The organism is Kitasatospora sp. NPDC001547 (assembly GCF_042894165.1).
In the GTDB taxonomy this organism is placed as follows: Bacteria; Actinomycetota; Actinomycetes; order Streptomycetales; family Streptomycetaceae; genus Kitasatospora.
Map to the genome: position 1 here is coordinate 213,973 of NZ_JBIAVL010000012.1, position 22,561 is coordinate 236,533.

Sequence of the window (22,561 nt, forward strand, 5' to 3'; positions counted from 1 at the left end):
CCTCGTCACACCTCGCGCGCCCCGACTCGCGTCACCAATCCCAGGGGGACCCTCATGGACGCTTCCACCACGGCCCGCCGTCTCGGCCGGGCGACCGCCCTCGCCGTCGCCGTCGCGCTGGCGGTCACCGCGTGCAGCTCGGGTGGGGGCGGCTCGTCCGGCGACGTGGCCAAGACCGAACCGCCGGGCACGGGTGCCAACGACCTCAACCCCAAGCCGGCGGACCAGCTCAAGGACGGCGGGGAGGTGCGCTTCCCGCTGTACCAGTGGATCACCCAGTGGAACCCGCTGCAGGTGGACGGCTTCTACGGCTCCGCGGTCTCGATCATGCGCAACCTGGAGCCCTCGCTCTTCACCACCGACGCCGCCGGCACCTTCCTGCCCAACCCGGACTACCTGGTGGACGCCAAGGTCACCTCGACCTCGCCGCAGGTGGTCACCTACAAGCTCAACCCCAAGGCCAAGTGGTCGGACGGCAAGCCGCTCGGCTACCTGGACTTCAAGGCCGACTGGCAGGCCGCGAGCGGCAAGGACCCGGCGTACAACGTCTCCGACCCCTCCGGCTACGAGCAGATCTCCGCGGTCGAGGAGGGCGCCGACCCGACCGAGGTGAAGGTCACCTTCGCCGAGCCGTACGCCGACTGGCAGAACCTGTTCCGTCCGCTGATCCCGGCGGCCGGCATCTCCACCCCGGACGACTTCAACAAGGGCTGGGTGGAGAAGATCCCGATCACCGCGGGCGCGCTGAAGGTCGGCACGGCGGACAAGACCGCGCAGACCCTGACCCTCGTCCCGGACCCGGCCTGGTGGGGCACCAGGGCCAAGGTCGACAAGATCACCTTCCGGGTGATGTCCCAGTCGGCGACGACCCAGGCGTACCTCAACAACGAGATCGACTACGCCGCGGCCGGCACCGCCACCGCGTACGGGCAGCTCAAGAATGCCAAGGACACCGTGATCCGCAGCGCCAGCCCGTGGGACGAGGTGCACATCTCCTTCGGCGGCTCGGGCGCGCTGGCCGACCAGAAGGTCCGCCAGGCGCTCGGCAAGGCGCTGGACCGCTCCGCGCTGATCAAGATCGCGAACAACGGGGTGCCGGTGGAGTTCAAGCCGCTCGGCAACCACATCTTCATGCCCAACCAGACCGGCTACCAGGACACCTCCGGCGAGTGGGCCAGGTTCGACCTGGCCGCCGCGAAGAAGCTGCTGGACGAGGCGGGCTGGAAGGAGGCCGGCAGCGGTCAGCCGCGCACCAAGGACGGCCGGCCGCTGGAACTGCACTGGGTGCTCAACGACTCCACCCCGCAGGCCCAGATCGACCTGGCCACCGCGGCGGTGGCGATGTGGCAGGCGGCCGGCGCCAAGGTCAGCCTGGACAAGGTGCCGGCGAACGACTTCTTCACCAAGTACGTGAACCCGGGCAAGTTCGAGATCGCGAGCTGGCGCAACACCGACTCCTTCCCGCTGTCCAAGAGCCTGACCAACTTCCGGCTGCCGGTGGGCGACAACAGCTTCAGCAACCCCTCGCGACTGGGCAGCCAGGAGATCGACGACCTGCTGAAGAAGGCGGCCGGGGCGGTCGACCCGGCGGAGGCCGCGAAGCTCTACAACCAGGCGGACGCGAAGATCTGGGAGCTCGGCCACACCGTCGAGCTCTACCAGCGGCCGGAGGTCGTGGCGACCCGCAAGGGACTGGCCAACTACGGGGCCTTCGGCCTGGCGGCGGAGGACTACAGCAGGATCGGCTGGGAGAAGTAGCCGCCGCGACGAGGCGGGACGCACGGCAGGCGCTGGCGAGCAGCGCGGTGATCACGAGGCCGGTGGCGCGGACGCGGGAGGATCGGCCGTGCCGCCCCCGCTGTCCCGCCACCCGCCTTGACCTTCCGCGTTGCCCGCAGGCCGCCCGTGTCGTGGGGCCCGACCGGGCCCGCGCTCTTCCAACCGGGGAAGAATCTAGCGGCGCCCCGCCCGCGCGCGACGCAGCGCGCGGGACGCGCCCGGAAACCCGCCGAGGTGTCACCCGGTTCGCGCACCGGAGCGTCAACTACGGCTGACGGTAAGGAAAAAAGGGACATTCAGGGCCGTCGCGGCCGGGGGTGCGCGGGTTCCCGCCCGCGCCCCCGTGCGCGCGCACGGCCGTCCCCGAGCGCCCGCACGGTCGCGCCCGGGAGCGCGTACGCCGCCGTGCCCGAGCGCGCACACGGCCGTGCCCGAGCGTGCACACCTGCCGCGCCGGTGCGTGCGCCGGGCCGGGAGCGCTGCCAGGATGCGCGGGACGATCCCCCGACTCCCGGAGCCGTACCGATGGCCAGTGACCCCGCCGCCGCGGCACCCCGCAGCCACCCCGTCGACCCGCCGCCGGTGCGCCGGATGGTCCCGCGCGACCGGCACGAGCCGCACCGGGTCGCCACCCCGCTGGAGCTCTTCTTCGACCTCTGCTTCGTGGTCGCGGTCGGCCAGGCCGGGCGCGAACTCGCCCACTCGCTCGCGGCCGGGCACTACGGGGACGGCCTGCGCGGCTACGCGCTGGCCTTCTTCGCGATCTGGTGGGCCTGGATGAACTTCACCTGGTTCGCCTCCGCGTACGACGTCGACGACGTGCCGTACCGGGTCACCACGCTGGTGCAGATCGCCGGGGTGCTGATCCTCGCCGCCGGGGTGCCCCGGCTGTTCGCCACCCAGGACCTGACGCTGGCGATCGCCGGCTACGTGGTGATGCGCCTGGCGATGGTCACCCAGTGGCTGCGCGCGGCCGCCAGCGAACACGGCCTGGCGCGCCGGGTCGCGCTGGGCTACGCGGCGGGGATCACGCTCTGCCAGGTCGGCTGGGTGGTGATGCTGTTCCTGCCGCAGGGCGCCCGGCCGTACGCCGTCCCGGTCGGGGTGCTGTGCGAGCTGGCCGTGCCGGTGATCGCCGAGCTGCGGCTGCGGACCGCCTGGCACCCGCACCACATCGCCGAGCGGTACGGGCTGTTCACCCTCATCGTGCTCGGCGAGACGGTGGCGGCGGCGACCGTCGCCGTGCAGTCGGCGGTGGACGAGCACGAGGGGCTGGGCCGGCTGGTGCCGGTGGCGGTCGGCGGGCTGCTGATCTGCTTCGCCGCCTGGTGGATCTACTTCGCCCGGCCCGTCCACGAGCACCTGCGCTCCAACCGGCAGGCGCTGGTCTGGGGCTACGGGCACTACCTGGTGTTCGGCTCGGCGGCGGCGATCGGCGCCGGGCTGGAGGTGGCGGTGGAGTCGGCGGTGCACAAGGCGCACATCTCCGCGACGGCCGCCACCGCGACGGTCACCGTGCCCACCGCGCTCTACCTGGCCACCGTCTGGTTCCTGCACTCCCGGCACACCAAGCGGGGCGCGGTGGCCCAGTCCCTGGCACCGGTGGGGGCCGTGCTGGTGCTGGCCTGCACCGCGCTCGGCGACTCCGGGGTGCTCGCGGCGGGCCTGGTCTGCGCGCTGATGGTGGCGGTGGGCGTGCTGGTCCACGGCCTGGAGAGCAGGCGGGCGCAGGCCGGCCGGCCGGACCGCGGCTCGGGGGCCGACGGCTAACCGGCCCGCCCCAGCAGTACCGGCTCGTGCCGGGCCAGCCAGTCCAGGTAGGCCGGGTTGTCCTTGGCCAGGTCCAGGTAGGCGGCCCGCAGTTCGCCGTACAGCGCGTCCAGGGCGGGCGCGCTGAGCACCCGCGGACGCCAGGTGAACAGCAGCCGGACGGCCAGCGGGTCCCCGTGCACCGGCCGAACCACCGTGCCGGGCCCGGGCAGCGAGGTGGGCTGGCAGGGGCGGACGGCCTCGCCGGAGGCGACCAGCTCGGCGGCGGTGGCGTTGTCCCGCACCTGCACCACCCGGGGGTTGAGCCCGGCCTCGCTGAACACCCGGCGCATGGCCGCGTACTCGTGGTCGGCGGTCGGGTCGACCATCCAGGTGTCCTCGGCGAGGTCGGCCAGGTGGACGACCGGCCGGGCGGCGGCCGGGTGCCCGGCGGCGAGCGCGACGAACTGCGGCTCCCGGGCCATCAGCACCCGCTGCTCGGCGTCCGGCGGCACCCGCAGCGGGAAGCCCTCGCTCTCGTACACGAAGGCCACGTCCAGCTGGTCGGCGGCGACCATCCGCAGCAGTGCGCTGGCCGAGATGTCCACGTGGATGGTGGTGTCGGTGTCCGGCAGCCGCTCGTGCACCCGGCGCAGCCAGGCCGCGACCGCCCGGTTGCCGACACTGCCGATCCGCAGCCGCCGCTGCCGCCCGGGGGCGGCCGAATCCCGCGCCTCCTGGCGGGCGGCGGTCACCAGGGCGGCCATCTCGGTGATCACCGGCCGGGCCCGGGAGAGCACCGAGTGGCCGAGCGCGGTGGGCCGGCTGCCGGTCTGCTCGCGGGTGAACAGGGTGCCGCCGATGGCCCGTTCGATGCGGTGCAGCTGAGTGGTGAGGGAGGGCTGGGTCATGCCGAGCTGGAGCGCGGCCTTGCGGAGGCTGCCGGTATCGGCGATCGCGCACAGCACCCGGAGGTGTCTCACGTCGAGCTCCACGTCGGGAGCATAATCGCCGTCACGCTTCCTCGCCAAGGACATGACAGGCATTCAAGTGCGCGCCGACGGGCATGCCGGCTCGGAGCGCGGCGCGACTGCTCGGCGCGACTGCTCGGCGGGACGCGGCGCGAACGGCCGCGAACGGGCGGTGGACAGGCCCATTGACGCGGTCCGCGGGCGGGGTTCGGAGCGGCGGGCCGCTCGGCCGGAATCGAGCGGCCCGCCGCTCCGGGTACTTCCCCGAACGGGAGCCTAGCCACCGCCGGAACGGAATGCCAGGGGCACGGTTGAGTCAAGGCGAGGAAAAGACAGCTCAATTCCGCTCGGCGGCAGGGGTATTGGACGGTGCTATCGCGGGTTGGCATCATCCGCACGCGCACCGGCTTGCCCGAAGCTCTGGGGACACCACCCGTTGACCAGGTGTCCCCCAAGCCGGCCCCCAACCGGCCACGTCACCTCAGGAATCGGAGCCCCCACATGAAGCGATCCGTGCTGTCCGCCACCCTCGGCCTCGCCCTCGCGGCCGGCCTCGCGGTACTGCCCACCACCGCCGCCGCCGCGGCGCCGGCCGCTCCGGCCGTGCAGGGCTACACCTCCTCGACCTACGCCGGCTCGGCCGAGGAGGCCGCCAACAACCAGGCCTTCTTCCAGGCCGTGATGACCTCCGCCAAGGCCAAGCAGGCCGCCAACCCCGGCCTGGCGGTCGTCACCGTCACCTACGACGCCAGCTCCGCCCCGACCTTCAGCAACCAGATATCCCAGTCCGCGCAGATCTGGAACAGCTCGGTCGCCAACGTCAAGCTGCAGTCCGGCTCGGCCGCCGACTTCCGCTACTACGAGGGCAACGACAGCCGCGGCTCGTACGCCAGCACCGACGGCCACGGGCGCGGCTACGTCTTCCTCGACTACCGGCAGAACCAGCAGTACAGCTCGGTGCGCGTGGTGGCGCACGAGACCGGGCACGTGCTCGGCCTGCCGGACCACTACACCGGTCCGTGCAGCGAGCTGATGTCGGGCGGCGGCCCCGGCACCTCCTGCACCAACGCCTACCCGAACAGCACCGAGCGCAGCCGGGTCAACTCGCTCTGGGCGCGCGGCTGACCGAGGGCCCTTCCTCGCGGTGAGCGACCCCGGACCGACCGCCTCGGCGCGGTCGGTCCGGGGCTTCGCCGGTTCGGGCGGCCGCGCCGTACCCGCGGGGCGTCCGCCTGCGCCGGCCGGTCGCCGTGCCGTCGCTGCGGGGCGTTGTCGGTGCGGCGTGCGAGCATGCGGGCGAGACCCCCGCCGCCTCCGACCGCCAGGAGCCACCGCCATGTCCCGTGCCGTCCCCGACCGGCTCGCCGACCTCCCGTACGCCGAGCTGCTGCGCCCGCACACCGGGCCGCTGCGCAGCGACGAGCGGTACGACACCGCGCACTTCGACGGCGGCGAGCACACCGACGAGTCGGGTGCCGGGGCGGCCTTCCTGGAGTGCGCCTTCACCGGTGTCGCGCTCAGCGGCGTCAAGCTGCGCCAGGCCCGGTTCAACGAGGTGTGGGTGCGGGCCGGCCGCTGGGTCGCCTGCGACCTCAGCGACTCGCAGTGGCAGGACAGCTCCTTCGTCGGCGGGGTGCTCGCCGGGGTCGCCGGGTACGGCTCGGCGCTGCGCCGGGTGGTCTTCCGGGGCTGCAAGCTGGAGGCGGTCAACCTGCGCTCGGCCGTCCTGCGGGACGTCGTCTTCGAGGACTGCCTGCTGCGCGACGTGGACTTCGGCGGGGCCAGGCTGACCGAGGTCTCCTTCCCCGGCTCCACGTTGGAGGAGGTCCGGCTGCGCGGCGCGACGCTGAGCCGGACCGACCTGCGCGGCGCCGTCCGGCTCGGCCTGGCCGACGGCCACCAGGGCCTGCGCGGCGCGGTCATCAGCTCCACCCAACTACTGGAGCTGGCACCCCAGTTCGCCCACGCGCTGGGAATCGACGTCAAGGACCGCTGAACCCGCCCCACAGTCCGGCCGTCCAGCCGCGCGGGCCCGACCGCCCGGGGTGGCGGCCGGGCCCGCGGCGACTCGGGGCGGCCCTACGTCCAGGGGGAGGACGGGAACCAGATGTAGCCGAGCCGGCCCAGGATCCGCAGGTCCCAGTACACGACGGTGAAGACCCCGGCGACCAGGAAGGCCGCGGCGGTCAGCACGCTGATCCGGGCGGGCCTGGCCGCCAGCCGGCGCTGCAGCCGTCCGCCCACCCCATAGGTGAGCAGCACGAACAGCAGCGCCATGACCACGATGTTGCCGATCGACTGCAGCAGGAACGCGCCGGCGCCGTAGAGCGGGTTGTGGGTGTTGGCGGCGTGCCGGAAGAGATCGCGGAAGAGCGGGTACGGCCGGCCCACCAGGAAGCCGCCGATCAGCGCGCCGACGAGCACCAGCGGTGCGTTCGGGAAGCGGCGGGAGAGGCCGGCCAGTGGGTCCCGGATCAGGCCGACGGCGGCCAGGCCGAGCACGATCATCACCAGCCCGATCAGGCCGAAGGTCGTCATCGACTGTATCGACCGGGGCGTCAGACCCTTGCTCGCGGCCGTCGAGAACTGCGGCATGTGCGTGCCGACGAGGCCGACCAGGGCGCCGTAGGCGGCGGAGACCGGGGCCATGCCCGCGAAGATCCAGCCCAGCGGCCGGGCGACGTGCAGCAGCCTGCCGCGCAGCGACGGCGTCTGCCCGACCAGCGGGCCGATCGCGCCGAAGGCCGCGATGTTGCAGGCGGTGAACGAGCCGGCCAGCCCGGTGACGAAGGCGAACAGGATGCCGGAGAGCACTCCGGCGATGGGGGTGCGGTGGGCGTCGTGCCCGAGCAGGGCGTCGGCGCTGCTGAAGCCGATCTCGTCGTCGACCAGCTTGGCGTTCCAGGCGTACGCCAGCAGGAGCCCGCCGGCGGTACTGAGCAGCAGGGTGAGCCAGCGGCGGCGGGGGAAGTCGCCGGTGACGAACAGTGAGGTGCGGGGGGCGGGGCGGCGTGGATCCGGGTCGGCCAGGGAGTTCGGCCGACCCGACGCGAAAGTGCTCATGGCGGTGTCTCTCTTCGGCAGGGGACGGTGCTCGAGCGCTGACATCCTGCCGGTGCGGCCGATCTGCCGCTTCTTCCATCGTGCCCTGTCGGCACGCCGCCGGACGGCGCCGCCGGTTGCCCGCCCGGCGGCGCCGTCCGACGCGGTTCAGTCCTCCCGGCCGTAGCCGGAGTCGACGATCCGCTTCGCTCCCTCGGCGTAGTAGCCCGGGTCCGCGGGGAGTTCGGTGGCCAGGCCGTCGACGTACCGGTTGTACATGCAGAACGCGGCGGCGATCAGCACGGTGTCGTGGATCTCGGTGTCACCGGCGCCGGCAGCGCGGGCGGCCGCCACCGCCTCCTGCGAGACCGGACCGACCTTCTCCTGCACCTCCGCGGCGATCCGCAGCAGGGCGCGCATCCGCTCGCTGAGCGGCGCGCTGGAGGGGTCGGCCAGGGCGGCCTTCACCAGGTCGTCGCCGCCGTCCAACTGCGCTCCGGCGAAGGCACTGTGGGCGCCCTCGCAGAAGCGGGTGCCGTTGAGCCGGGAGACGTAGGCGGCGACCAGCTCGCGCTCGCCCCGACTCATCGGGGCGGGGGCCCGCAGCAGCGCGTCGGCGAGCATGCCCAGCGGGGCCGCGGTGTCCGGACGCAGCGTCAGCAGGCCGCTGATCCCGGGCAGTCCGTTGTCGATGGTGATGTGCGGCACGGGGTACTCCCTCGTCTGGGACGGACGGACGACGCTCCATCCTCACGGCTGCCGGGCCGGGCCGCCAACTCCGAGATTGCCCTGGAACGCCGCCCGGCCGCCCGGGAACGGCGGCTCAGCCGAACGGCCCGCCCGCGCGAGCGGCCCGCCCACAGGCACGGGCCGCTCAGCCGACCGGGCCGCGGGGGAACCACGGGTCGTGGACCTCCCGGGGGCCGTCCGGCGTCAGCAGGGTCAGGCTGTGGGCGCCGGAGGCGTACTCGGTCAACTGCACCGAGCCGTGCCGGGTCTCCAGCTCCGCCTGCACGGGCAGCGGCAGCTTGGTCAGCGCCCGCCGCAGCTGCAGCGCGTCGCGCCGGCTGATCGGCTGCGGGGAGCGCAGCACCAGCCGCAGCGGGCTGAGCGGCCCGGCCACCGGCACCCCGCTGCCCAGCTCGTAGCCGACCGCGCCGATCGGGCCCCAGGGCAGCCGGTGGTCCGCCACCAGCCGGTCGACCTCCGGCAGCAGGGCCAGCGCCGCGATGCCGGCCAGCCGCTCGGGGGCCAGCCGCGCGCGCCGTTCGACGAGCTGCTCGGGCCGCAGCGTCCGGGCCACTGCCGCCCAGGGGGCGAGCGCGTCCAGCCGCTGCCCGGGGCGCGGCCCGCGCACGGTCACCGGGAACCACAGTTCGGGCGCCGCCTCCGGGTCCCGGGTGCAGCGCTGCGGGTGCGGCAGGTCCACCGGGTGGCTGACCACGGCGGGCGCCCGGCCGACCGTCACCCAGGGGTGCGCCCGCAGCACCGCCCGGGCCCAGTGCGGCAGTTCGCCGCCCGCGAGCGGCCGCAGCGAGCTGGGGCACTGCATCAGCAGCAGGTCGTGGGTGCCGGGCAGCCGCCCGTCCAGCGCGGCCAGCGGGCCGACCCGCCGGCGCGGTCCGTCGTGCGGGTCCTCGGCGGTGCGCCGGGCGTGGCTTCCGGGATGTGCGACGGTCACAGCGGGCTCCAGAGGGTGGCGTCGATTTTCGCCGACGACCCCACTGTCCGCGCGCCCGGGGGCCCTCGGCTACGGCCGTTCGGCGCGTCCACCAGGGACCAAGGGCTCAAGGTGCGTCCGGGGGAACCCGGTGTGAGAGTGGGGGCAGCCCGGTATTCCGACCTTCCGTCCATCCCGTTTGGAGGAGTCATGGGCATCTTCGACAGGTTGTTCCACCGGCCGCAGCAGGAGTCCACCGGGCAGGACGCGGCCCAGCGCGCCGCCCTCGCCCACGACGAGGCCGCCGACGCGTACGGCGACGACCCCGAGCGCAGCCGGGACCAGGGGGAACGGCTCGCCCAGGAGGAGGCCGACCGGCGTGCCGCCGAGAACATGACGGCCGAGGGCGACCCCTGGGACTGAGCCCGGGGATCAGTTCGTCCGCGGCGGCAGCGGCGGCCGCCGCAGGTCCGGCCGGGGCGTGGACTCCGGCGGAGGCGCCGCCGCGGGCGCGTCCTCCAGCAGCTCCAGGGCCAGCCGGACGGCGGCGAACAGCTCCGGGTGGCGCCCCCGCGCCCAGTCGCGCGGGGTGCGCAGCATGTGCACGTCCGGCTCCACGCCCCGGTTCTCCACCGACCAGCCGAGCCCGCCGCCGAACCAGGAGGCGTTCTTCGGCACCGAGATCTGGGTGCCGTCGCCGAGGGTGTGCCGCCCGCTCATCCCGACCACCCCGCCCCAGGTGCGGGTGCCGATCACCGGGCCGAGCCCGAGCAGCTTGATCGCCGCGATGATCACGTCGCCGTCCGAGCTGGTGGCCTCGTCGGCCAGCGCCACCAGCGGTCCGCGCGGCGCGTTCCGGGGCCAGCGCACCGGCCGGCGGTCCCGGGTGAAGTCCCAGGCCAGGACGTGCCGGGAGAGCTTCTCCAGCACCAGTTCGGAGACGTTGCCGCCGGCGTTGCCCCGGACGTCCAGCACCAGCGCGGGCTTGTCCAGCTCGCGCCGCAGGTCCCGGTTGAACTGCGCCCAGCCGGAACCGCCGAGGTCCGGGATGTGCAGGTAGCCGCACCGCCCGTCGCTGAACTCCCGGACCAGGGTGCGCCGTCGGGCCACCCAGTCCTGGTAGCGGATGGGCCGCTCGTCGGTCAGCGGGGTGACCACGATCCGCCGCACCGGGCCGTCCGGGCCGCTGCGCAGGGCCAGTTCCACGGTGGTGCCGCCGGTGCCGGCCAGCAGCGGCAGCGGTCCGCGCAGCGGGTCCACCGGGCGGCCGCCGACCTCCAGGAGCTCGTCGCCGTCCCGGACGCCCTGGGCGGCCAGCGGGGCGCGGGCGCGCGGGTCGGAGCTCTCGCCGGGCAGTACCCGGTGGACCAGCCAGCGGCCCTCGGGGGAGCGGTGGGCGTTGGCGCCGAGCAGGCCGAGCGGCTGCTGGGCGAGGGCCGGGCCCTCGGCGCGCCGGGAGGGGGTGACGTAGGCGTGCGAGGTGCCGAGTTCGCCGAGCAGTTCGCGCAGCAGGTCGGCGAAGTCGTCGGGGGAGCAGATCCGGTCCAGCAGCGGCTCGTACTGGGCGACCAGCGCGGGCCAGTCCAGGCCGGACATCCGCTCGTCCCAGAACTGGTCCCGGACGATCCGGGCGGCCTCGTGGTAGGCCTGGCGCCACTCGGCGGCCGGGTGCACGGTGTGGGTGATCCGGCGCAGGTCGACGGTGGTGCCGGCGGCGGGGGCGGCGACCGGCACCACCCGCAGCGTGCCGGCCGAGTAGACCGCGATCGAGCCGCCGTCCCCGGAGACCGCGTAGCCGTCCAGCCTGTCGACCAGGGTGCTGCGGGTGCCCCGGGCCAGGTCGAAGTGCTCCAGGGAGGGGCGGCCCGAGGTGTCCTCCGGGCTGGCGAAGGTCTGTCCGAGGGTGCCGGAGATCGGCCAGCGCAGCCAGACCAGGCCGCCGCGCACCGCGTCGGTGGCCGAGTACTTGGAGGCGATCACCGGGAACTGGAGCAGCCGCTCGCCGATGCCCTCCGGGTCCACCCGGACGGTGCCGTCGCCGCCTCCGTCGCCGTGCGGGGGGCCGTCCTCGGCGGGGGCGGCGAACGGCGAGGGGGTGTCGTCGGCGAGCGGGACGAGGTACGGGCGGCAGCCGACCGGGAAGGAGAGGTCGCCGGTGTGCACGTCGTGGACCGGGTCGAAGCCGCGCCAGGACAGGAAGGCCAGGTAGCGGCCGTCCCGGGTGAACACCGGCTGCTCGTCCTCGAACCGGCCGTCGGTGACGTCGGTGGTGGCCGCGGGCGCGTCGGTGCGGGTGAGCCGGATGCGGCGCAGCGAGCGCCCGGCGACCGGCTCGGACCAGGCGATCCAGTGCGAGTCGGGGGAGAAGCGGGCGCTGGAGCACGGTCCGTAGCCGGAGGCGGCCAGTTCGCGCACCTCGCCGTCGGCGGCGGAGACCAGCAGCAGCCGCCCGTCCGAGGTGGTCGCGGCGAGCCGGGTGCCGTCGGGGGAGGCGGTGAGTTCCAGGACGCGGCCGATCCGCCCGGCGGCGAGCACCCGGTGGCGGTGCTTCTCCGCCCCGGGGTGGCCCGGCGGCTCGGTGCGGCCGGGCAGCGGCACCACCTCGATCGCGTCGGCGCCCTCGGCGTCGGTGATCCAGGCCGCCTCGCCGGTGTGCCCCAGCACCACCGGCAGCCGGGTGCGCACCCCGGGGGTGTCGGCGAGCACGCGGGCCGGGCCGTCCTTGTGGGTGAGCCAGTACTGGCTGCCGCGCACGGTGACCACCCCGGCCCGGCCGGTCTGGTCGCAGGCGAGGTCCTTGACCTGGCTCGCGGCGTTGACCTGGTACGGGCGGCGGCCGGCCCGGGCGCCGCCGAGCGGGACGCGCAGCCGGCGCGGGGCGGGGGCGTCCAGGCCGTCCAGCAGCCAGAGGTCGCCGGCGTGCTGGTAGACGATCCGGGTGCCGTCGGTGGCGGCCTCGCGGGCGTAGTAGGAGGCGTGGTCGGTGTGCCGGCGCAGGTCGGTGCCGTCCGGGCGGCAGGAGTAGACGTTGCCGATGCCCTCGTGGTCGGAGAGGAAGGCGATCCGCCCGCCGACCGGCATCGGGGCGGCGAGGTGTCCGGTGTGTCCGGGCAGGATCCGCTCGCCGTCCACCCAGAGCCGGCCGGTGGCCCCGCCCCGGTACCGCTTCCAGGCGGCCGGCTCGTGCGGGGCGGCGCCGGTGAGCAGGACGGTCCGCTCCCGGCTCATCTGGGCGTCGCCGACCGGCCCCCAGGGCATCCGGCGGCCGGGGGAGCCGTCCGGCGGCAGGGCGTGCGCCCACGTGTAGTGGCCGAAGGGCTCGTGGTAGGAGGTGACGGCCAGCACCTCGCCGTCCGGCAGCCAGCCGCGCACCCGGGTGTCCTGACTGCCCCAGAAGCTGAGCCGGCTCGCCTGGCCGCCCTCGACCGGGGCGGTCCACACCTCGGGGGTCAGGGCGAACCAGCTGGTCCAGGCGAGGGTGGTGCCGTCGGGGGAGAAGCGGGGGTGGCTGACCCGGGTGCGGTCGCAGCCGACCCGCCAGGCCCGGCCGGTGCCGGTGCCGTCGGCGTCCAGCGGGGCGACCCAGACGTCGTCCTCGGCGGTGAAGGTGAGCAGGCCGCCGTGCAGGTGGGGGTGGCGGAGGTAGCCGGGCGGGATCACTCCTCCATCCTTCGACGGGGCGTCACCCCCGGCAACCGGAGGAGAGCGGGAACCGGTCTGGACCATTGACACCGTACGGCCGGATCCACTTCAGTGGTCTAGTCCAACTTGGGTGCCAGGCCGGGCCGTTCCCCCCACTGGCGCGTGCTCCGGCGTGCCCTCGGACGTCCCCCACGACCGCGCCATCGCAGGAGCACCCGCATGCGCAGAACACCCATCCCCGGAACCCCGGCCAAGGGCCGCCGCGCGGCCGTCGCCGCCGGTACCGCCTCCGCCGTCGCCGCGGCCGCCCTGGTCGGCGTGACGCTGGGCCTGGCGCCCGCCGCCTCGGCCGGCGAGTTCCTGACCAACGGCGGCTTCGAGTCCGGCTCGCTCGGCCCCTGGAGCTGCGCCGCCGGCTCCGGCAGCGTCGTCACCGCCCCGGTGCACAGCGGCGGCCGGGCGCTCGCCGCGGCCGCCACGGCCGGCGACACCGCCCGCTGCGGCCAGACCGTCACCGTCGCCCCGAACACCACCTACACGCTCAGCGCCTTCGTCAACGGCTCGTACGTCTACCTGGGCGTGGACGGCGGTGGCCCGAGCACCTGGACGCCGGGCACCGGCGGCGGCTACCAGAAGCTCAGCCTCAGCTTCACCACGGGGGCGAGCCAGACCAGTGCCACCGTCTACACCCACGGCTGGTACGGCCAGGGCACCTACTACGCGGACGACGTCTCGCTGGACGGCCCGGGCGCCCCCAGCCCGACGCCCACGCCCACCGTCTCGCCGACCGCGACCGCCTCGCCCACCGCGACCCCGACGGGCACCCCGACCGCGACGCCGACGGGCACCCCGACCGGGACGCCCACCGGAACCCCGACGGGCACGCCCACCGGCCAGCCGGCCGGCAGCCACGCCTTGGTCGGCTACCTGCACGCGAGCTTCGCCAACGGCGCCGGCTACACCCGGATGGCCGACGTCCCGAACTCCTGGGACTTCATCAACCTGTCCTTCGGCGAGCCCACCTCCGTCACCTCCGGCGACATCCGCTTCAACCGCTGCCCGGCCGTCGAGTGCCCGGGCGTCGAGTCGGACGACGAGTTCAAGGCCGCCATCGCCGCCAAGCGGGCCCAGGGCAAGAAGGTGCTGATCTCGATCGGCGGCCAGAACGGCCAGGTCCAGCTGACCAGCACCGCCGCCCGGGACGCCTTCGTCGGCTCGGTCTCGGCGATCATCGACAAGTGGGGCCTGGACGGCCTGGACATCGACTTCGAGGGGCACTCGCTCTCCCTCAACACCGGTGACACCGACTTCCGGAACCCGACCAGCCCGGTCATCGTCAACCTGATCTCCGCGCTGAAGACCCTCAAGGCCAAGTACGGCCCGGGCTTCGTGCTGACCATGGCGCCGGAGACCTTCTTCGTCCAACTCGGCTACCAGTACTACGGATCCGGCCCCTGGGGCGGCCAGGACCCGCGCGCCGGGGCGTACCTACCGGTCATCCACGCGCTGCGCGACGACCTCACCCTGCTGCACGTCCAGGACTACAACTCCGGCTCCATCATGGGCCTGGACAACCAGTACCACTCGATGGGCGGCGCCGACTTCCACGTCGCGATGACGGACATGCTGCTCAAGGGCTTCCCGGTGGCGGGCAACGCCGACAGGGTGTTCCCGGCGCTGCCCGCCGCCAAGGTCGCCATCGGCATGCCGGCCACCACCAACGCGGGCAACGGCTACGTCGCCCCGGCGGAGGTGAACAAGGCGCTGGACTGCCTCACCAAGCTGGCCAACTGCGGGACGTACGTGCCGCGTTCGGGCGCGCAGCCGAACCTGCGCGGGCTGATGACCTGGTCGATCAACTGGGACCGGTTCGGCGGCCAGGAGTTCTCCAGGAACTTCAACGGCTACTTCGGCCGCTGAGCCGGAGGCCCGGAGGCCCGGCCGGCCTGACGGCCCGACGGCCCGCCCGCGGGACCGTGCTTGAACCTGACACCGGTGTGAGGTCCAAGCATGGTCCCCATGGCGACCACACAGCTCACGACCCCGGTACCCCACAAGCCCTTTCCCCTGTCGGCCCTGCTCGCGCTGGCCACCGCCGTCTTCGTCACCGGTCTCACCGAGAACCTGCCCGCGGGCGTGCTGCCCGGGATGAGCGAGGCGCTCGGGGTCAGCGAGTCGGCGGCCGGGCAGACCGTCACCGTCTACGCGATCGGCTCCGCCGTCACGGCGATCCCGCTCGCCGCGGCCACCACCGGTTGGGGCCGCAAGCGGCTGTTGCTCACCGCGATGGCGGGCTTCGCGGTGGCCAACACCGTCACCGCGGCGTCCACCAGCTACCCGCTCACGCTGGCCGCCCGCTTCCTCGCGGGCGTCGCGGCCGGCCTCGCCTGGGCCCTGCTGGCGGGGTACGCGCGCCGGCTGGTGCCGGTCGGGCAGCAGGGCCGGGCGATGGCGGTGGCGATGGCGGGCGTGCCGGTGGCGCTGTCGCTGGGAGTGCCGGTCGGCACCTTCCTCGGGCAGGTGCTCGCCTGGTGGGTGCCGTTCCTGGCCATGACGGCACTGGCCGTCGGCGTGATCGGCTGGATCGCGGCGCTGCTGCCGGACCAGCCCGGGCAGCCGGCCGGTGAGCGGGTAGCGGTCCGCCACGCGCTCGCCGTGCCCGGCGTACGGCCGGTGCTCGCCGTGACGGTGCTCTACGTGCTCGCGCACACCATCCTGTTCACCTACATCGCGCCCTTCCTGGACCGGGCCGGCCTCGGCGCCGCCACCGGCACCGTGCTGCTGGTCTTCGGGGCGGCCTCGCTGGTGAGCGTCTGGCTGATCGGCGTCCACATCCACCGCCGGCTGCGGCAGCTGACGATCGGCGGCGCGCTGCTGGTCGCGCTGACGGCGGCCGTCCTCGCGGTGTGGTCCGGCAGCGCGCCGCCGGTGTACGTCGCGGCGCTGTTCTGGGGCCTGGGCTGGGGCGGCGCCCCGACCCTGCTCCAGACCGCCCTCGGCGACGCGGGCGGGGAGCGGGCGGACGCCGCCCAGGCCGTGCTGGTGACCCTGTGGAACGCGGCGATGGCGGGCGGCGGCGTGGTCGGCGGCCTGGTCCTGAGCGGCCTGGGCACCGGCGCCCTGCCCTGGACGGTGCTCGCGCTGATGCTCCCCGTCCTCGCGGTGGCCACCGCCGCCCGCCGCCACGCCTTCCCGCCCCGGCGCTGAGACCGCCCGGCGCCGAGACCGCCTGTGCCGAGACCGTCTGTGCCGAGACCGCCGGTGCCGAGACGGTCTCGGCACCGGGACAGCCCGGCGCCGGGACCGCCCTGCCCGGCCTCGCCGGGCTAGCGGACCATCAGCCGGTTCACCGCCTCGACCACCTCGGGAGACGCCTTCGCCAGGGCGCCCGACGCGTACGGCGGCTGCGGGTCGTACTCGATCAGCAGCTGGATCGCCTGCGCGGTGGTGTCCCCGCTGATCCGGCCGGCCAGCGTCAGGGCGAGGTCGATCCCGGCCGAGACCCCGGCGGCGACGGCGTACTTGCCGTCGATGACGACCCGCTCGGTCCCGGTCGGTTCCGCCCCGTACCCGGCCAGCCGGTCCAGCACGCTCCAGTGCGAGGTGGCCCGGCGGCCCTTGAGCAGCCCGGCGGCGCCCAGCAGCAGCGAGCCCGAGCAGACCGAGGTGGTCCAGGCGGTGGTCGCGTCCACCCGGCGCAGCCAGTCGAGCAGCGCCTCGTTCCCGAGCTGGGCCTGCGTCCCGGGCCCGCCGGGCACCAGCAGCAGGTCGGCCGAGTCGACCTCGTCCAGGGTGGCGTCCGCGGTGACCGCCAGGCTGCCGACGTCGTTGCGCACCGGCCCCCGTTCGGCGGCGGTGAACACGACCTCGGCGCCGGGGATCCGGGACAGCACCTCGTACGGGCCGACCGCGTCCAGCGTGGTGAACTCGGGGTAGAGCAGGATGGCGATGCGCATCAGTGACCTCCGGTGGGTTCGGGTCGGAAACGGCGTCGGTACTCGGCGGGCGGGGCGGCCAGGGCCCGGACGAAGGCGCGCCGCATCGCCTCCGGGGTGCCGTAGCCGCAGTGACGGGCGACCTCCTCGATCCCGTCGTCGGTGTCCTCCAGCCGGCGCCGGGCGGCCTCCAGCCGGACCCCGTCCACGTACCGGCCCGGGGGCACCCCGACCTCGGCGGCGAAGGCGCGGGCGAAGTGCCGCGGCGACAGCGCCGAGCGGCGGGCCAGCTCCCCGACCGAGAGGTCGGCCTCCGGGTGCTCGGCGATCCACCGCTGCACCTCGCGCAGCGGCTGCCGGGCCGCCACCTGGGCGGCCAGCTGGGCGCTGAACTGGGCCTGGTTGCCCGGCCGGCGCAGGAAGACCACCAGGTGACGGGCGACCACCAGGGCGGTGTCCCGTCCGAGGTCCTCCTCCACCAGGGCGAGCGCCAGGTCGATCCCGGCGGTGACCCCGGCCGAGGTGGCGATCGGGCCGTCCCGGACGTGGATCGGGTCCGGGTCCACCTCGACGTCCGGGAACCGCCGGGCCAGCGCCTCGCAGTGCGCCCAGTGGGTGGTCGCCCGGCGACCGGACAGCAGTCCGGCCTCGGCGAGCAGGAAGGCCCCGGTGCACACCGACACCACCCGCTCGGCCCGTCCGGCCAGTTCCCGGATCCGTGCCACCAGGGCCGGGTCCGGGTGCCTGGTGCCCTCCCCGCCGGGAACCAGCAGGGTGTGCACCGGTCCGGCTCCGGCGAGGTCGGCGTCCGGCAGCAGCCGCAGTCCGCTGGAGGCCCGCACCGGCCCGCCGCCCGGTGCGGCGGTGGTCACCCGGTACGCGTCCGGCTGCCCGGAGGCGGAGCACGCCCCCGTGAAGACCTCCACCGGGCCGGTCACATCGAGGCTCTGCACGCCCTCGTAGAGGACGACGAGCACGCTGCGTCCTGTCATGCGACCAGCCTGTCAGCGGGCCGTGGTGGCAGCAATGACCTGCTTCCCACCTTTCCTGCCACGCGCCGCGGGCGTACGCGGAAACGCCGGAAGGCCCCTCGCTCTCGCGAAGGGCCTTCCGGCTGTCTGTGCGCCGCCAGGGACTCGAACCCCGGACCCGCTGATTAAGAGTCAGCTGCTCTAACCAACTGAGCTAGCGGCGCCTGCTGACGTGGAGAACATTACCTGGTCAGCAGCCGAAACTCACAATCGGCCCGGGCCGGGAGCCCGGCCGCGCTCATACGGTCAGCACCACCTTGCCGCGGACGTGCCCGGCTGCGACCAGCCGGTGCGCCTCGGCGACCCGCTCCATCGGGAACGTCTCCTCGACCTCCAGCCGCAGCCCGCCGGCTTCCCAGAGCTCCACCAGCTCGGCCAGCCGCTCGGCCGTCCGCTCGCCGCGCAGCCCCCGGACGCCCAGCCGCTCGGCGCCCGGGTAGTCGACCACGGTGCCGATCCGGTCCCGGTCGGCGACCAGTTCGACGGAGGCCTCCAGGGCGCCCCGGCCGGCGGCGTCGAAGGCGGCGGTCACCCCCTGCGGCGCCACCGCCCGGACCCGCTCGACCAGCCCCTCGCCGTACGTGACCGGCACCGCGCCGAGCTCCCGCAGATACCCGTGGTTGCGCTCGCTCGCGGTGCCGACCACCGTGGCGCCCCAGGCCCGGGCCAGCTGGACGGCGACCGTGCCGACCCCGCCCGCGGCGCCGTGCACCAGCACGGTGTCGCCCGGGCCGACGCCCAGCGCGGTGAGCGCCAGGTGCGCGGTCTGGCCGGAGGCGGAGAGGGAACCGGCCTGCTCCCACGGCATTCCGGCGGGCTTGGCCACCAGCCGGGCGGCGTCCACGGTGACCAGTTCGGCCTGGCAGCCCAGCACCCGGAATCCCAGCACCTCGTCCCCGACCCGCCGGTCCCCGGCGTCCGGGCCGACGGCCTCCACCACCCCGGCGAACTCGTTGCCGAGGACGAACGGCGGCTCGACCGCCAGCCCCGGCGGCCGGAAGCCCTCGCGGATCGCGAGGTCCACCGGCTGCACCCCGGCCGCGTACACCCGCACCCGCACCTCGCCCGGCCCGGGCTCCGGGTCGGGCACCTCGCCGACCCGGAGGACCTCCGGACCGCCGCTGCCCGTCACGGTGACCGCCTTCATGCCTGTTCCCGCCCCTCGTCGATCCTTCCGATGCCGACGATCCTCGGACCTGAAGTGCGCTTGAGGTCAAGCCGCTGTTCAGCGTGTCGACATTATTGAGCGCATTGTCAGATTTATCCTGGGCGGCGCTCAGCCGTCCGTCGTCGAGAGGAACCTCCCCGTGGGCCAGCTGCCCCTGTTCTTCCTGGTGCTGCTCGCCTCCGTGGTGACCATGCCGCTCGGGCGGCGGACCGGAGTGCCGCAACCGGTGCTGATGACCCTGCTCGGCATCGTCATGGCGCTCGTCCCGCAGATCCCGGACGTCACCATCGAGCCGGAGCTGATCCTGCCGCTGGTCCTGCCGCCGCTGATCTTCGCGGTGGCCCGGCGCTCCTCGGTGCGCTACTTCAAGGCCAACGCCCGCTCGATCCTGCTGCTGGCGGTCGCCCTGGTGGTGGTCACCACGGTCGCCGTGGCCGGCACCGTGCACTGGCTGCTGCCGACCCTGCCGCTGGCCGCCGCCATCGCGCTCGGCGCGCTGGTCTCCCCGCCCGACCCGGTGGCCGCCGTCGCGGTGGCCGGCAGCGTCGGACTGCCCCGCCGCCTGGTGTCGATCCTGGAGAGCGAGGGGCTGTTCAACGACGTCACCGCGATCGTCATCTACACGCTGTCCATCGAGGCCGTGGTCAGCGGCGACTTCTCGGCCGGGCACGCGGTGCTGCGCTTCGTGCTGTCCGCGGTGCTGGCGGTGGTGGTCGGCGTCGCGCTCGGCTGGCTCAACACCAAGCTCGCCGAACGGCTGGACGACCCGACCCAGCAGGTCGCGCTCAACCTGCTGGTGCCCTTCGCCGCCTACGCCCTGGCCGAGGAGCTCCACGGCTCCGGCGTGCTCGCCGTCGTGGTCTGCGCGCTGTACCTCGCCGAGCGGGCCTCCGACGCGGACGCCGTCTCCTACCGGCTGGTCGGCAACGCGTTCTGGGAGGTGGTCGAGATCCTGATCACCGGTGTCGCCTTCGGCCTGATCGGCCTGGAGCTGGCCACCGTGCTCAAGGAGGCCGGCCGCGGCTGGACCGGCTTCCTCGGCGACGCCGCCGTGGTCATCGCGGTGGTCGTCGGGGTCCGGCTGCTCTGGCTGCTGCCGGCCGGCTGGCTGTCGAAGAGGCTGCGCTCCGGCGACGAGGAGGACACGCCGTTCAGCTGGCAGGAGAGCGTGATCCTCTGGTGGTCCGGCATGCGCGGCGTGGCCACCGTCGCCCTGGCGCTCGCCATCCCGCTCACCCTGCACTCCGGCGAGGACTTCCCCGAGCGCGGCCGGCTGGTCTTCATCGCCTTCAGCGTGGTGCTCTTCACCCTGCTGGTGCAGGGCCTCACCCTGCCCTGGCTGGCCAAGCGGTTCGAGCTGGACATCGACCGGGACGGGCACGAACAGGCCGTGCGCCAGCTCTGGTGGCGGGCCGCCAAGGCCGGGCTCCGGCGGCTCGGCGAGCTGGAGGAGCAGGACCGGCTGCCCGCCGAGGTCGCCGACCGCCTGCGGGACCGTCAGCACGACCGGCTGGCCCGGCTCTGCCCGGAGAACTACGCCGAGGAGGAGGCCGCCGAGGCCCGGCTGCGGATCGCCCAGTGGCGGGCCGCCCGGGACGTCGAGCAGGAGATGATCGCCGCCTCCCGGCGCGAGATGCTCGCCGCCCGCAGCGAGCCCGGCGCCGATCCGGAGCTGGTCGACCAGGTGCTGCGCGGACTGGACCTGCGCTCCGAACGGAAGTGACGGACTGTCCGCCCCCGCCGGGCGGAATGTGCGTGACCGGCCCTGGGGTTGCATAGGCTGAACCCGGGCAGGCCGTCAACGGAGTCGGCGCACCACCAGTACCCGCACGACCTCGGCGAACCCTCACGCCTGGCCCTGCCGGTTTCTGCACCCAGATGAATCGAGGACCCACCGATGTCGGAGACCCGCGCCGACGCCCGTACCCCGCTGGACCGCACCCCGCAGTGGGCCGCCCTGGCCAAGCACCGGGCCGAACTGGGCGACACCCACCTGCGTGAGCTGTTCGCCGCCGACCCGGAGCGCGGCCGCCGCTACACCCTGCAGGTCGGCGACCTGCACGTGGACTACGCCAAGCACCTGGTCACCGACGAGACGCTGGAGCTGCTGCGCGAGCTGGCCGCCGCCACCGGCGTCGCCGAGCTGCGGGACGCGATGTTCCGCGGCGAGAAGATCAACAACACCGAGCACCGGGCCGTCCTGCACACCGCGCTGCGCGCCCCGCGCGACGCCGTGATCGAGGTCGACGGCGAGAACGTGGTGCCCGCGGTGCACGCCGTCCTCGACAGGATGGCCGACTTCGCCGACCGGGTCCGCGGCGGCGAGTGGAAGGGCCACACCGGCAAGCCGATCCGCACCGTCGTCAACATCGGCATCGGCGGCTCCGACCTCGGCCCGGCGATGGCCTACGAGGTGCTCCGCTCGTACGCCAAGCGCGACCTCGACGTCCGCTTCGTCTCCAACGTGGACGGCGCCGACCTGCACGAGGCGGTCCGCGACCTCGACCCGGCCGAGACGCTGTTCATCGTCGCCTCGAAGACCTTCACCACCATCGAGACCATCACCAACGCGGTCTCCGCCCGCGACTGGCTGCTCACCGGGCTGCGCGCCGGCAACGACGCGGTGGCCAAGCACTTCGTCGCGCTGTCCACCAACGCCCAGGGCGTGCAGGACTTCGGCATCGACACCGCCAACATGTTCGAGTTCTGGGACTGGGTAGGCGGCCGCTACTCCTACGACTCGGCGATCGGCCTCTCGCTGATGATCGCCATCGGCCCGGACGCCTTCCGCGAGATGCTGGACGGCTTCCACCTGGTCGACGAGCACTTCCGCACCGCCCCGGCGGAGCGGAACGTCCCGCTGCTGCTCGGCCTGCTCGGCATCTGGTACGGCGCGTTCTTCGACGCCCAGGCGCACGCGGTGCTGCCCTACTCGCACTACCTGTCCAAGTTCACCGCCTACCTCCAGCAGCTGGACATGGAGTCCAACGGCAAGTCGGTGACCCGCGACGGCACCCCGGTGGACTGGCAGACCGGCCCGGTGGTCTGGGGCACCCCCGGCACCAACGGCCAGCACGCCTACTACCAGCTGCTGCACCAGGGCACCAAGGTCATCCCGGCCGACTTCATCGGCTTCGCCAAGCCGGTCGCCGACCTGCTCCCCGGCCTGGTCGCCCAGCACGACCTGCTGCTGGCCAACTTCTTCGCCCAGACCCAGGCGCTGGCCTTCGGCAAGACCCCGGAGGAGGTCGTCGCCGAGGGCGTGCCCGCCGAGCTCGTCCCGCACAAGACCTTCAAGGGCAACCACCCGACCACCACCATCCTGGCCGGCGAGCTGACCCCCTCGGTGCTCGGCCAGCTGGTCGCGCTCTACGAGCACAAGGTGTTCGTCCAGGGCGCGGTCTGGAACATCGACTCCTTCGACCAGTGGGGCGTCGAGCTGGGCAAGGTGCTCGCCAAGCGGATCGAGCCGGTGCTGCTCACCGGTGAGGGCGCCGAGCAACTGGACAGCTCCACCGCCGAGCTGGTGGCCCGCTACCGAGCGCTGCGCGGCCGCTGAGCCGGGCCCGACCGGGCCGTCCGCT

The 22,561-nt window shown here is 74.1% G+C and carries 17 protein-coding genes and 1 tRNA gene; 9 read left to right on the top strand and 9 right to left on the bottom strand.

Going from position 1 to position 22,561, the window contains the following annotated elements; translation table 11 throughout:
* Window positions 1–54 precede the first annotated feature (54 nt).
* Window positions 55–1,758, top strand: a complete 1,704-nt coding sequence (locus ACFY0X_RS22855; RefSeq protein ID WP_387757006.1) for an ABC transporter family substrate-binding protein — start codon at window positions 55–57, stop codon at window positions 1,756–1,758.
* Between the two features lie 546 nt (window positions 1,759–2,304).
* Window positions 2,305–3,549: a low temperature requirement protein A gene (locus tag ACFY0X_RS22860; RefSeq protein ID WP_387757007.1), complete on the top strand. Its 1,245-nt coding sequence runs from the start codon at window positions 2,305–2,307 to the stop codon at window positions 3,547–3,549.
* On the opposite strand, the gene ACFY0X_RS22865 is transcribed toward ACFY0X_RS22860, so the two are convergent.
* On the bottom strand, window positions 3,546–4,565 hold the full coding sequence (locus ACFY0X_RS22865; protein WP_387757008.1) for a LysR family transcriptional regulator: 1,020 nt from the start codon (window positions 4,563–4,565) through the stop codon (window positions 3,546–3,548). The two genes, ACFY0X_RS22860 and ACFY0X_RS22865, sit on opposite strands and share 4 nt — an antisense overlap.
* A gap of 435 nt (window positions 4,566–5,000) precedes the next feature.
* Here ACFY0X_RS22865 and snpA point away from each other — a divergent pair, with 435 nt between their 5' ends.
* Both snpA and ACFY0X_RS22875 read left to right on the top strand, forming a co-directional pair.
* A complete protein-coding gene (snpA, locus tag ACFY0X_RS22870; RefSeq protein WP_387757009.1) occupies window positions 5,001–5,624 on the top strand; it encodes a snapalysin in 624 nt (207 codons plus the stop codon).
* Window positions 5,625–5,835: 211 nt separating this feature from the next.
* The gene (locus tag ACFY0X_RS22875; protein WP_387757010.1) at window positions 5,836–6,495 is read left to right on the top strand and encodes a pentapeptide repeat-containing protein; all 660 of its coding nucleotides are present in this window, start codon (window positions 5,836–5,838) and stop codon (window positions 6,493–6,495) included.
* Window positions 6,496–6,578: 83 nt separating this feature from the next.
* Here the strand turns inward: ACFY0X_RS22875 and ACFY0X_RS22880 are convergent, their stop codons facing one another.
* The 3 genes from ACFY0X_RS22880 to ACFY0X_RS22890 form a co-directional block, all read right to left on the bottom strand.
* A complete protein-coding gene (locus tag ACFY0X_RS22880; RefSeq protein ID WP_387757011.1) occupies window positions 6,579–7,562 on the bottom strand; it encodes a hypothetical protein in 984 nt (327 codons plus the stop codon).
* A gap of 147 nt (window positions 7,563–7,709) precedes the next feature.
* Window positions 7,710–8,249 carry a carboxymuconolactone decarboxylase family protein gene (locus tag ACFY0X_RS22885; protein ID WP_387757012.1) on the bottom strand — a complete coding sequence of 180 codons (540 nt, stop codon included), beginning with the start codon at window positions 8,247–8,249 and terminating at the stop codon, window positions 7,710–7,712.
* A gap of 166 nt (window positions 8,250–8,415) precedes the next feature.
* Window positions 8,416–9,222: a phosphoribosyl-dephospho-CoA transferase MdcG domain-containing protein gene (locus ACFY0X_RS22890; protein WP_387757013.1), complete on the bottom strand. Its 807-nt coding sequence runs from the start codon at window positions 9,220–9,222 to the stop codon at window positions 8,416–8,418.
* Between the two features lie 189 nt (window positions 9,223–9,411).
* On the opposite strand from ACFY0X_RS22890, the gene ACFY0X_RS22895 reads away from it, so the two are divergent.
* The gene (locus ACFY0X_RS22895; RefSeq protein WP_387757014.1) at window positions 9,412–9,624 is read left to right on the top strand and encodes a hypothetical protein; all 213 of its coding nucleotides are present in this window, start codon (window positions 9,412–9,414) and stop codon (window positions 9,622–9,624) included.
* 9 nt (window positions 9,625–9,633) lie between these two features.
* Here ACFY0X_RS22895 and ACFY0X_RS22900 read toward each other — a convergent pair whose 3' ends face one another.
* The gene (locus ACFY0X_RS22900; protein ID WP_387757015.1) at window positions 9,634–12,861 is read right to left on the bottom strand and encodes a S41 family peptidase; all 3,228 of its coding nucleotides are present in this window, start codon (window positions 12,859–12,861) and stop codon (window positions 9,634–9,636) included.
* A gap of 201 nt (window positions 12,862–13,062) precedes the next feature.
* Here ACFY0X_RS22900 and ACFY0X_RS22905 point away from each other — a divergent pair, with 201 nt between their 5' ends.
* Window positions 13,063–14,763, top strand: coding sequence for a chitinase (locus ACFY0X_RS22905; protein WP_387757016.1), 1,701 nt, complete (start codon window positions 13,063–13,065; stop codon window positions 14,761–14,763).
* A 99-nt stretch (window positions 14,764–14,862) separates the two neighbouring features.
* Window positions 14,863–16,050 (top strand): MFS transporter, encoded by a 1,188-nt coding sequence (locus ACFY0X_RS22910; protein ID WP_387757017.1) that lies wholly within the window; start codon window positions 14,863–14,865, stop codon window positions 16,048–16,050.
* Between the two features lie 119 nt (window positions 16,051–16,169).
* Here ACFY0X_RS22910 and ACFY0X_RS22915 read toward each other — a convergent pair whose 3' ends face one another.
* The 4 genes from ACFY0X_RS22915 to ACFY0X_RS22930 all read right to left on the bottom strand — a co-directional run bounded on the left by ACFY0X_RS22915 (window position 16,170) and on the right by ACFY0X_RS22930 (window position 18,956).
* Window positions 16,170–16,799: a DJ-1/PfpI family protein gene (locus ACFY0X_RS22915; protein ID WP_387757018.1), complete on the bottom strand. Its 630-nt coding sequence runs from the start codon at window positions 16,797–16,799 to the stop codon at window positions 16,170–16,172.
* Window positions 16,799–17,770, bottom strand: coding sequence for a GlxA family transcriptional regulator (locus ACFY0X_RS22920; protein WP_387757019.1), 972 nt, complete (start codon window positions 17,768–17,770; stop codon window positions 16,799–16,801). The genes ACFY0X_RS22915 and ACFY0X_RS22920 overlap by 1 nt, the downstream gene beginning before the upstream one ends.
* A 129-nt stretch (window positions 17,771–17,899) precedes the next feature.
* Window positions 17,900–17,973 (bottom strand) — tRNA-Lys (locus ACFY0X_RS22925).
* Window positions 17,974–18,047: 74 nt separating this feature from the next.
* Window positions 18,048–18,956 (bottom strand): NADP-dependent oxidoreductase, encoded by a 909-nt coding sequence (locus tag ACFY0X_RS22930; protein WP_387757020.1) that lies wholly within the window; start codon window positions 18,954–18,956, stop codon window positions 18,048–18,050.
* A gap of 160 nt (window positions 18,957–19,116) precedes the next feature.
* Here ACFY0X_RS22930 and ACFY0X_RS22935 point away from each other — a divergent pair, with 160 nt between their 5' ends.
* The gene (locus tag ACFY0X_RS22935; protein WP_387757021.1) at window positions 19,117–20,700 is read left to right on the top strand and encodes a Na+/H+ antiporter; all 1,584 of its coding nucleotides are present in this window, start codon (window positions 19,117–19,119) and stop codon (window positions 20,698–20,700) included.
* 174 nt (window positions 20,701–20,874) lie between these two features.
* Entirely contained in the window at window positions 20,875–22,536 is a 1,662-nt protein-coding gene (pgi, locus tag ACFY0X_RS22940; RefSeq protein WP_387757022.1) for a glucose-6-phosphate isomerase, read from the top strand.
* The last annotated feature ends 25 nt before the right edge of the window (window positions 22,537–22,561 follow it).

Bases quoted from the DNA above. Each gene is read 5' to 3' on its own strand.
- ACFY0X_RS22855 (WP_387757006.1), top strand. From the start codon at position 55: ATGGACGCTTCCACCACGGCCCGCCGTCTCGGCCGGGCGACCGCCCTC.
- ACFY0X_RS22860 (WP_387757007.1), top strand. From the start codon at position 2,305: ATGGCCAGTGACCCCGCCGCCGCGGCACCCCGCAGCCACCCCGTCGAC.
- ACFY0X_RS22865 (WP_387757008.1), bottom strand. From the start codon at position 4,565: ATGTCCTTGGCGAGGAAGCGTGACGGCGATTATGCTCCCGACGTGGAG.
- snpA (WP_387757009.1), top strand. From the start codon at position 5,001: ATGAAGCGATCCGTGCTGTCCGCCACCCTCGGCCTCGCCCTCGCGGCC.
- ACFY0X_RS22875 (WP_387757010.1), top strand. From the start codon at position 5,836: ATGTCCCGTGCCGTCCCCGACCGGCTCGCCGACCTCCCGTACGCCGAG.
- ACFY0X_RS22880 (WP_387757011.1), bottom strand. From the start codon at position 7,562: ATGAGCACTTTCGCGTCGGGTCGGCCGAACTCCCTGGCCGACCCGGAT.
- ACFY0X_RS22895 (WP_387757014.1), top strand. From the start codon at position 9,412: ATGGGCATCTTCGACAGGTTGTTCCACCGGCCGCAGCAGGAGTCCACC.
- ACFY0X_RS22905 (WP_387757016.1), top strand. From the start codon at position 13,063: ATGCGCAGAACACCCATCCCCGGAACCCCGGCCAAGGGCCGCCGCGCG.
- ACFY0X_RS22910 (WP_387757017.1), top strand. From the start codon at position 14,863: ATGGCGACCACACAGCTCACGACCCCGGTACCCCACAAGCCCTTTCCC.
- ACFY0X_RS22915 (WP_387757018.1), bottom strand. From the start codon at position 16,799: ATGCGCATCGCCATCCTGCTCTACCCCGAGTTCACCACGCTGGACGCG.
- ACFY0X_RS22920 (WP_387757019.1), bottom strand. From the start codon at position 17,770: ATGACAGGACGCAGCGTGCTCGTCGTCCTCTACGAGGGCGTGCAGAGC.
- ACFY0X_RS22930 (WP_387757020.1), bottom strand. From the start codon at position 18,956: ATGAAGGCGGTCACCGTGACGGGCAGCGGCGGTCCGGAGGTCCTCCGG.
- pgi (WP_387757022.1), top strand. From the start codon at position 20,875: ATGTCGGAGACCCGCGCCGACGCCCGTACCCCGCTGGACCGCACCCCG.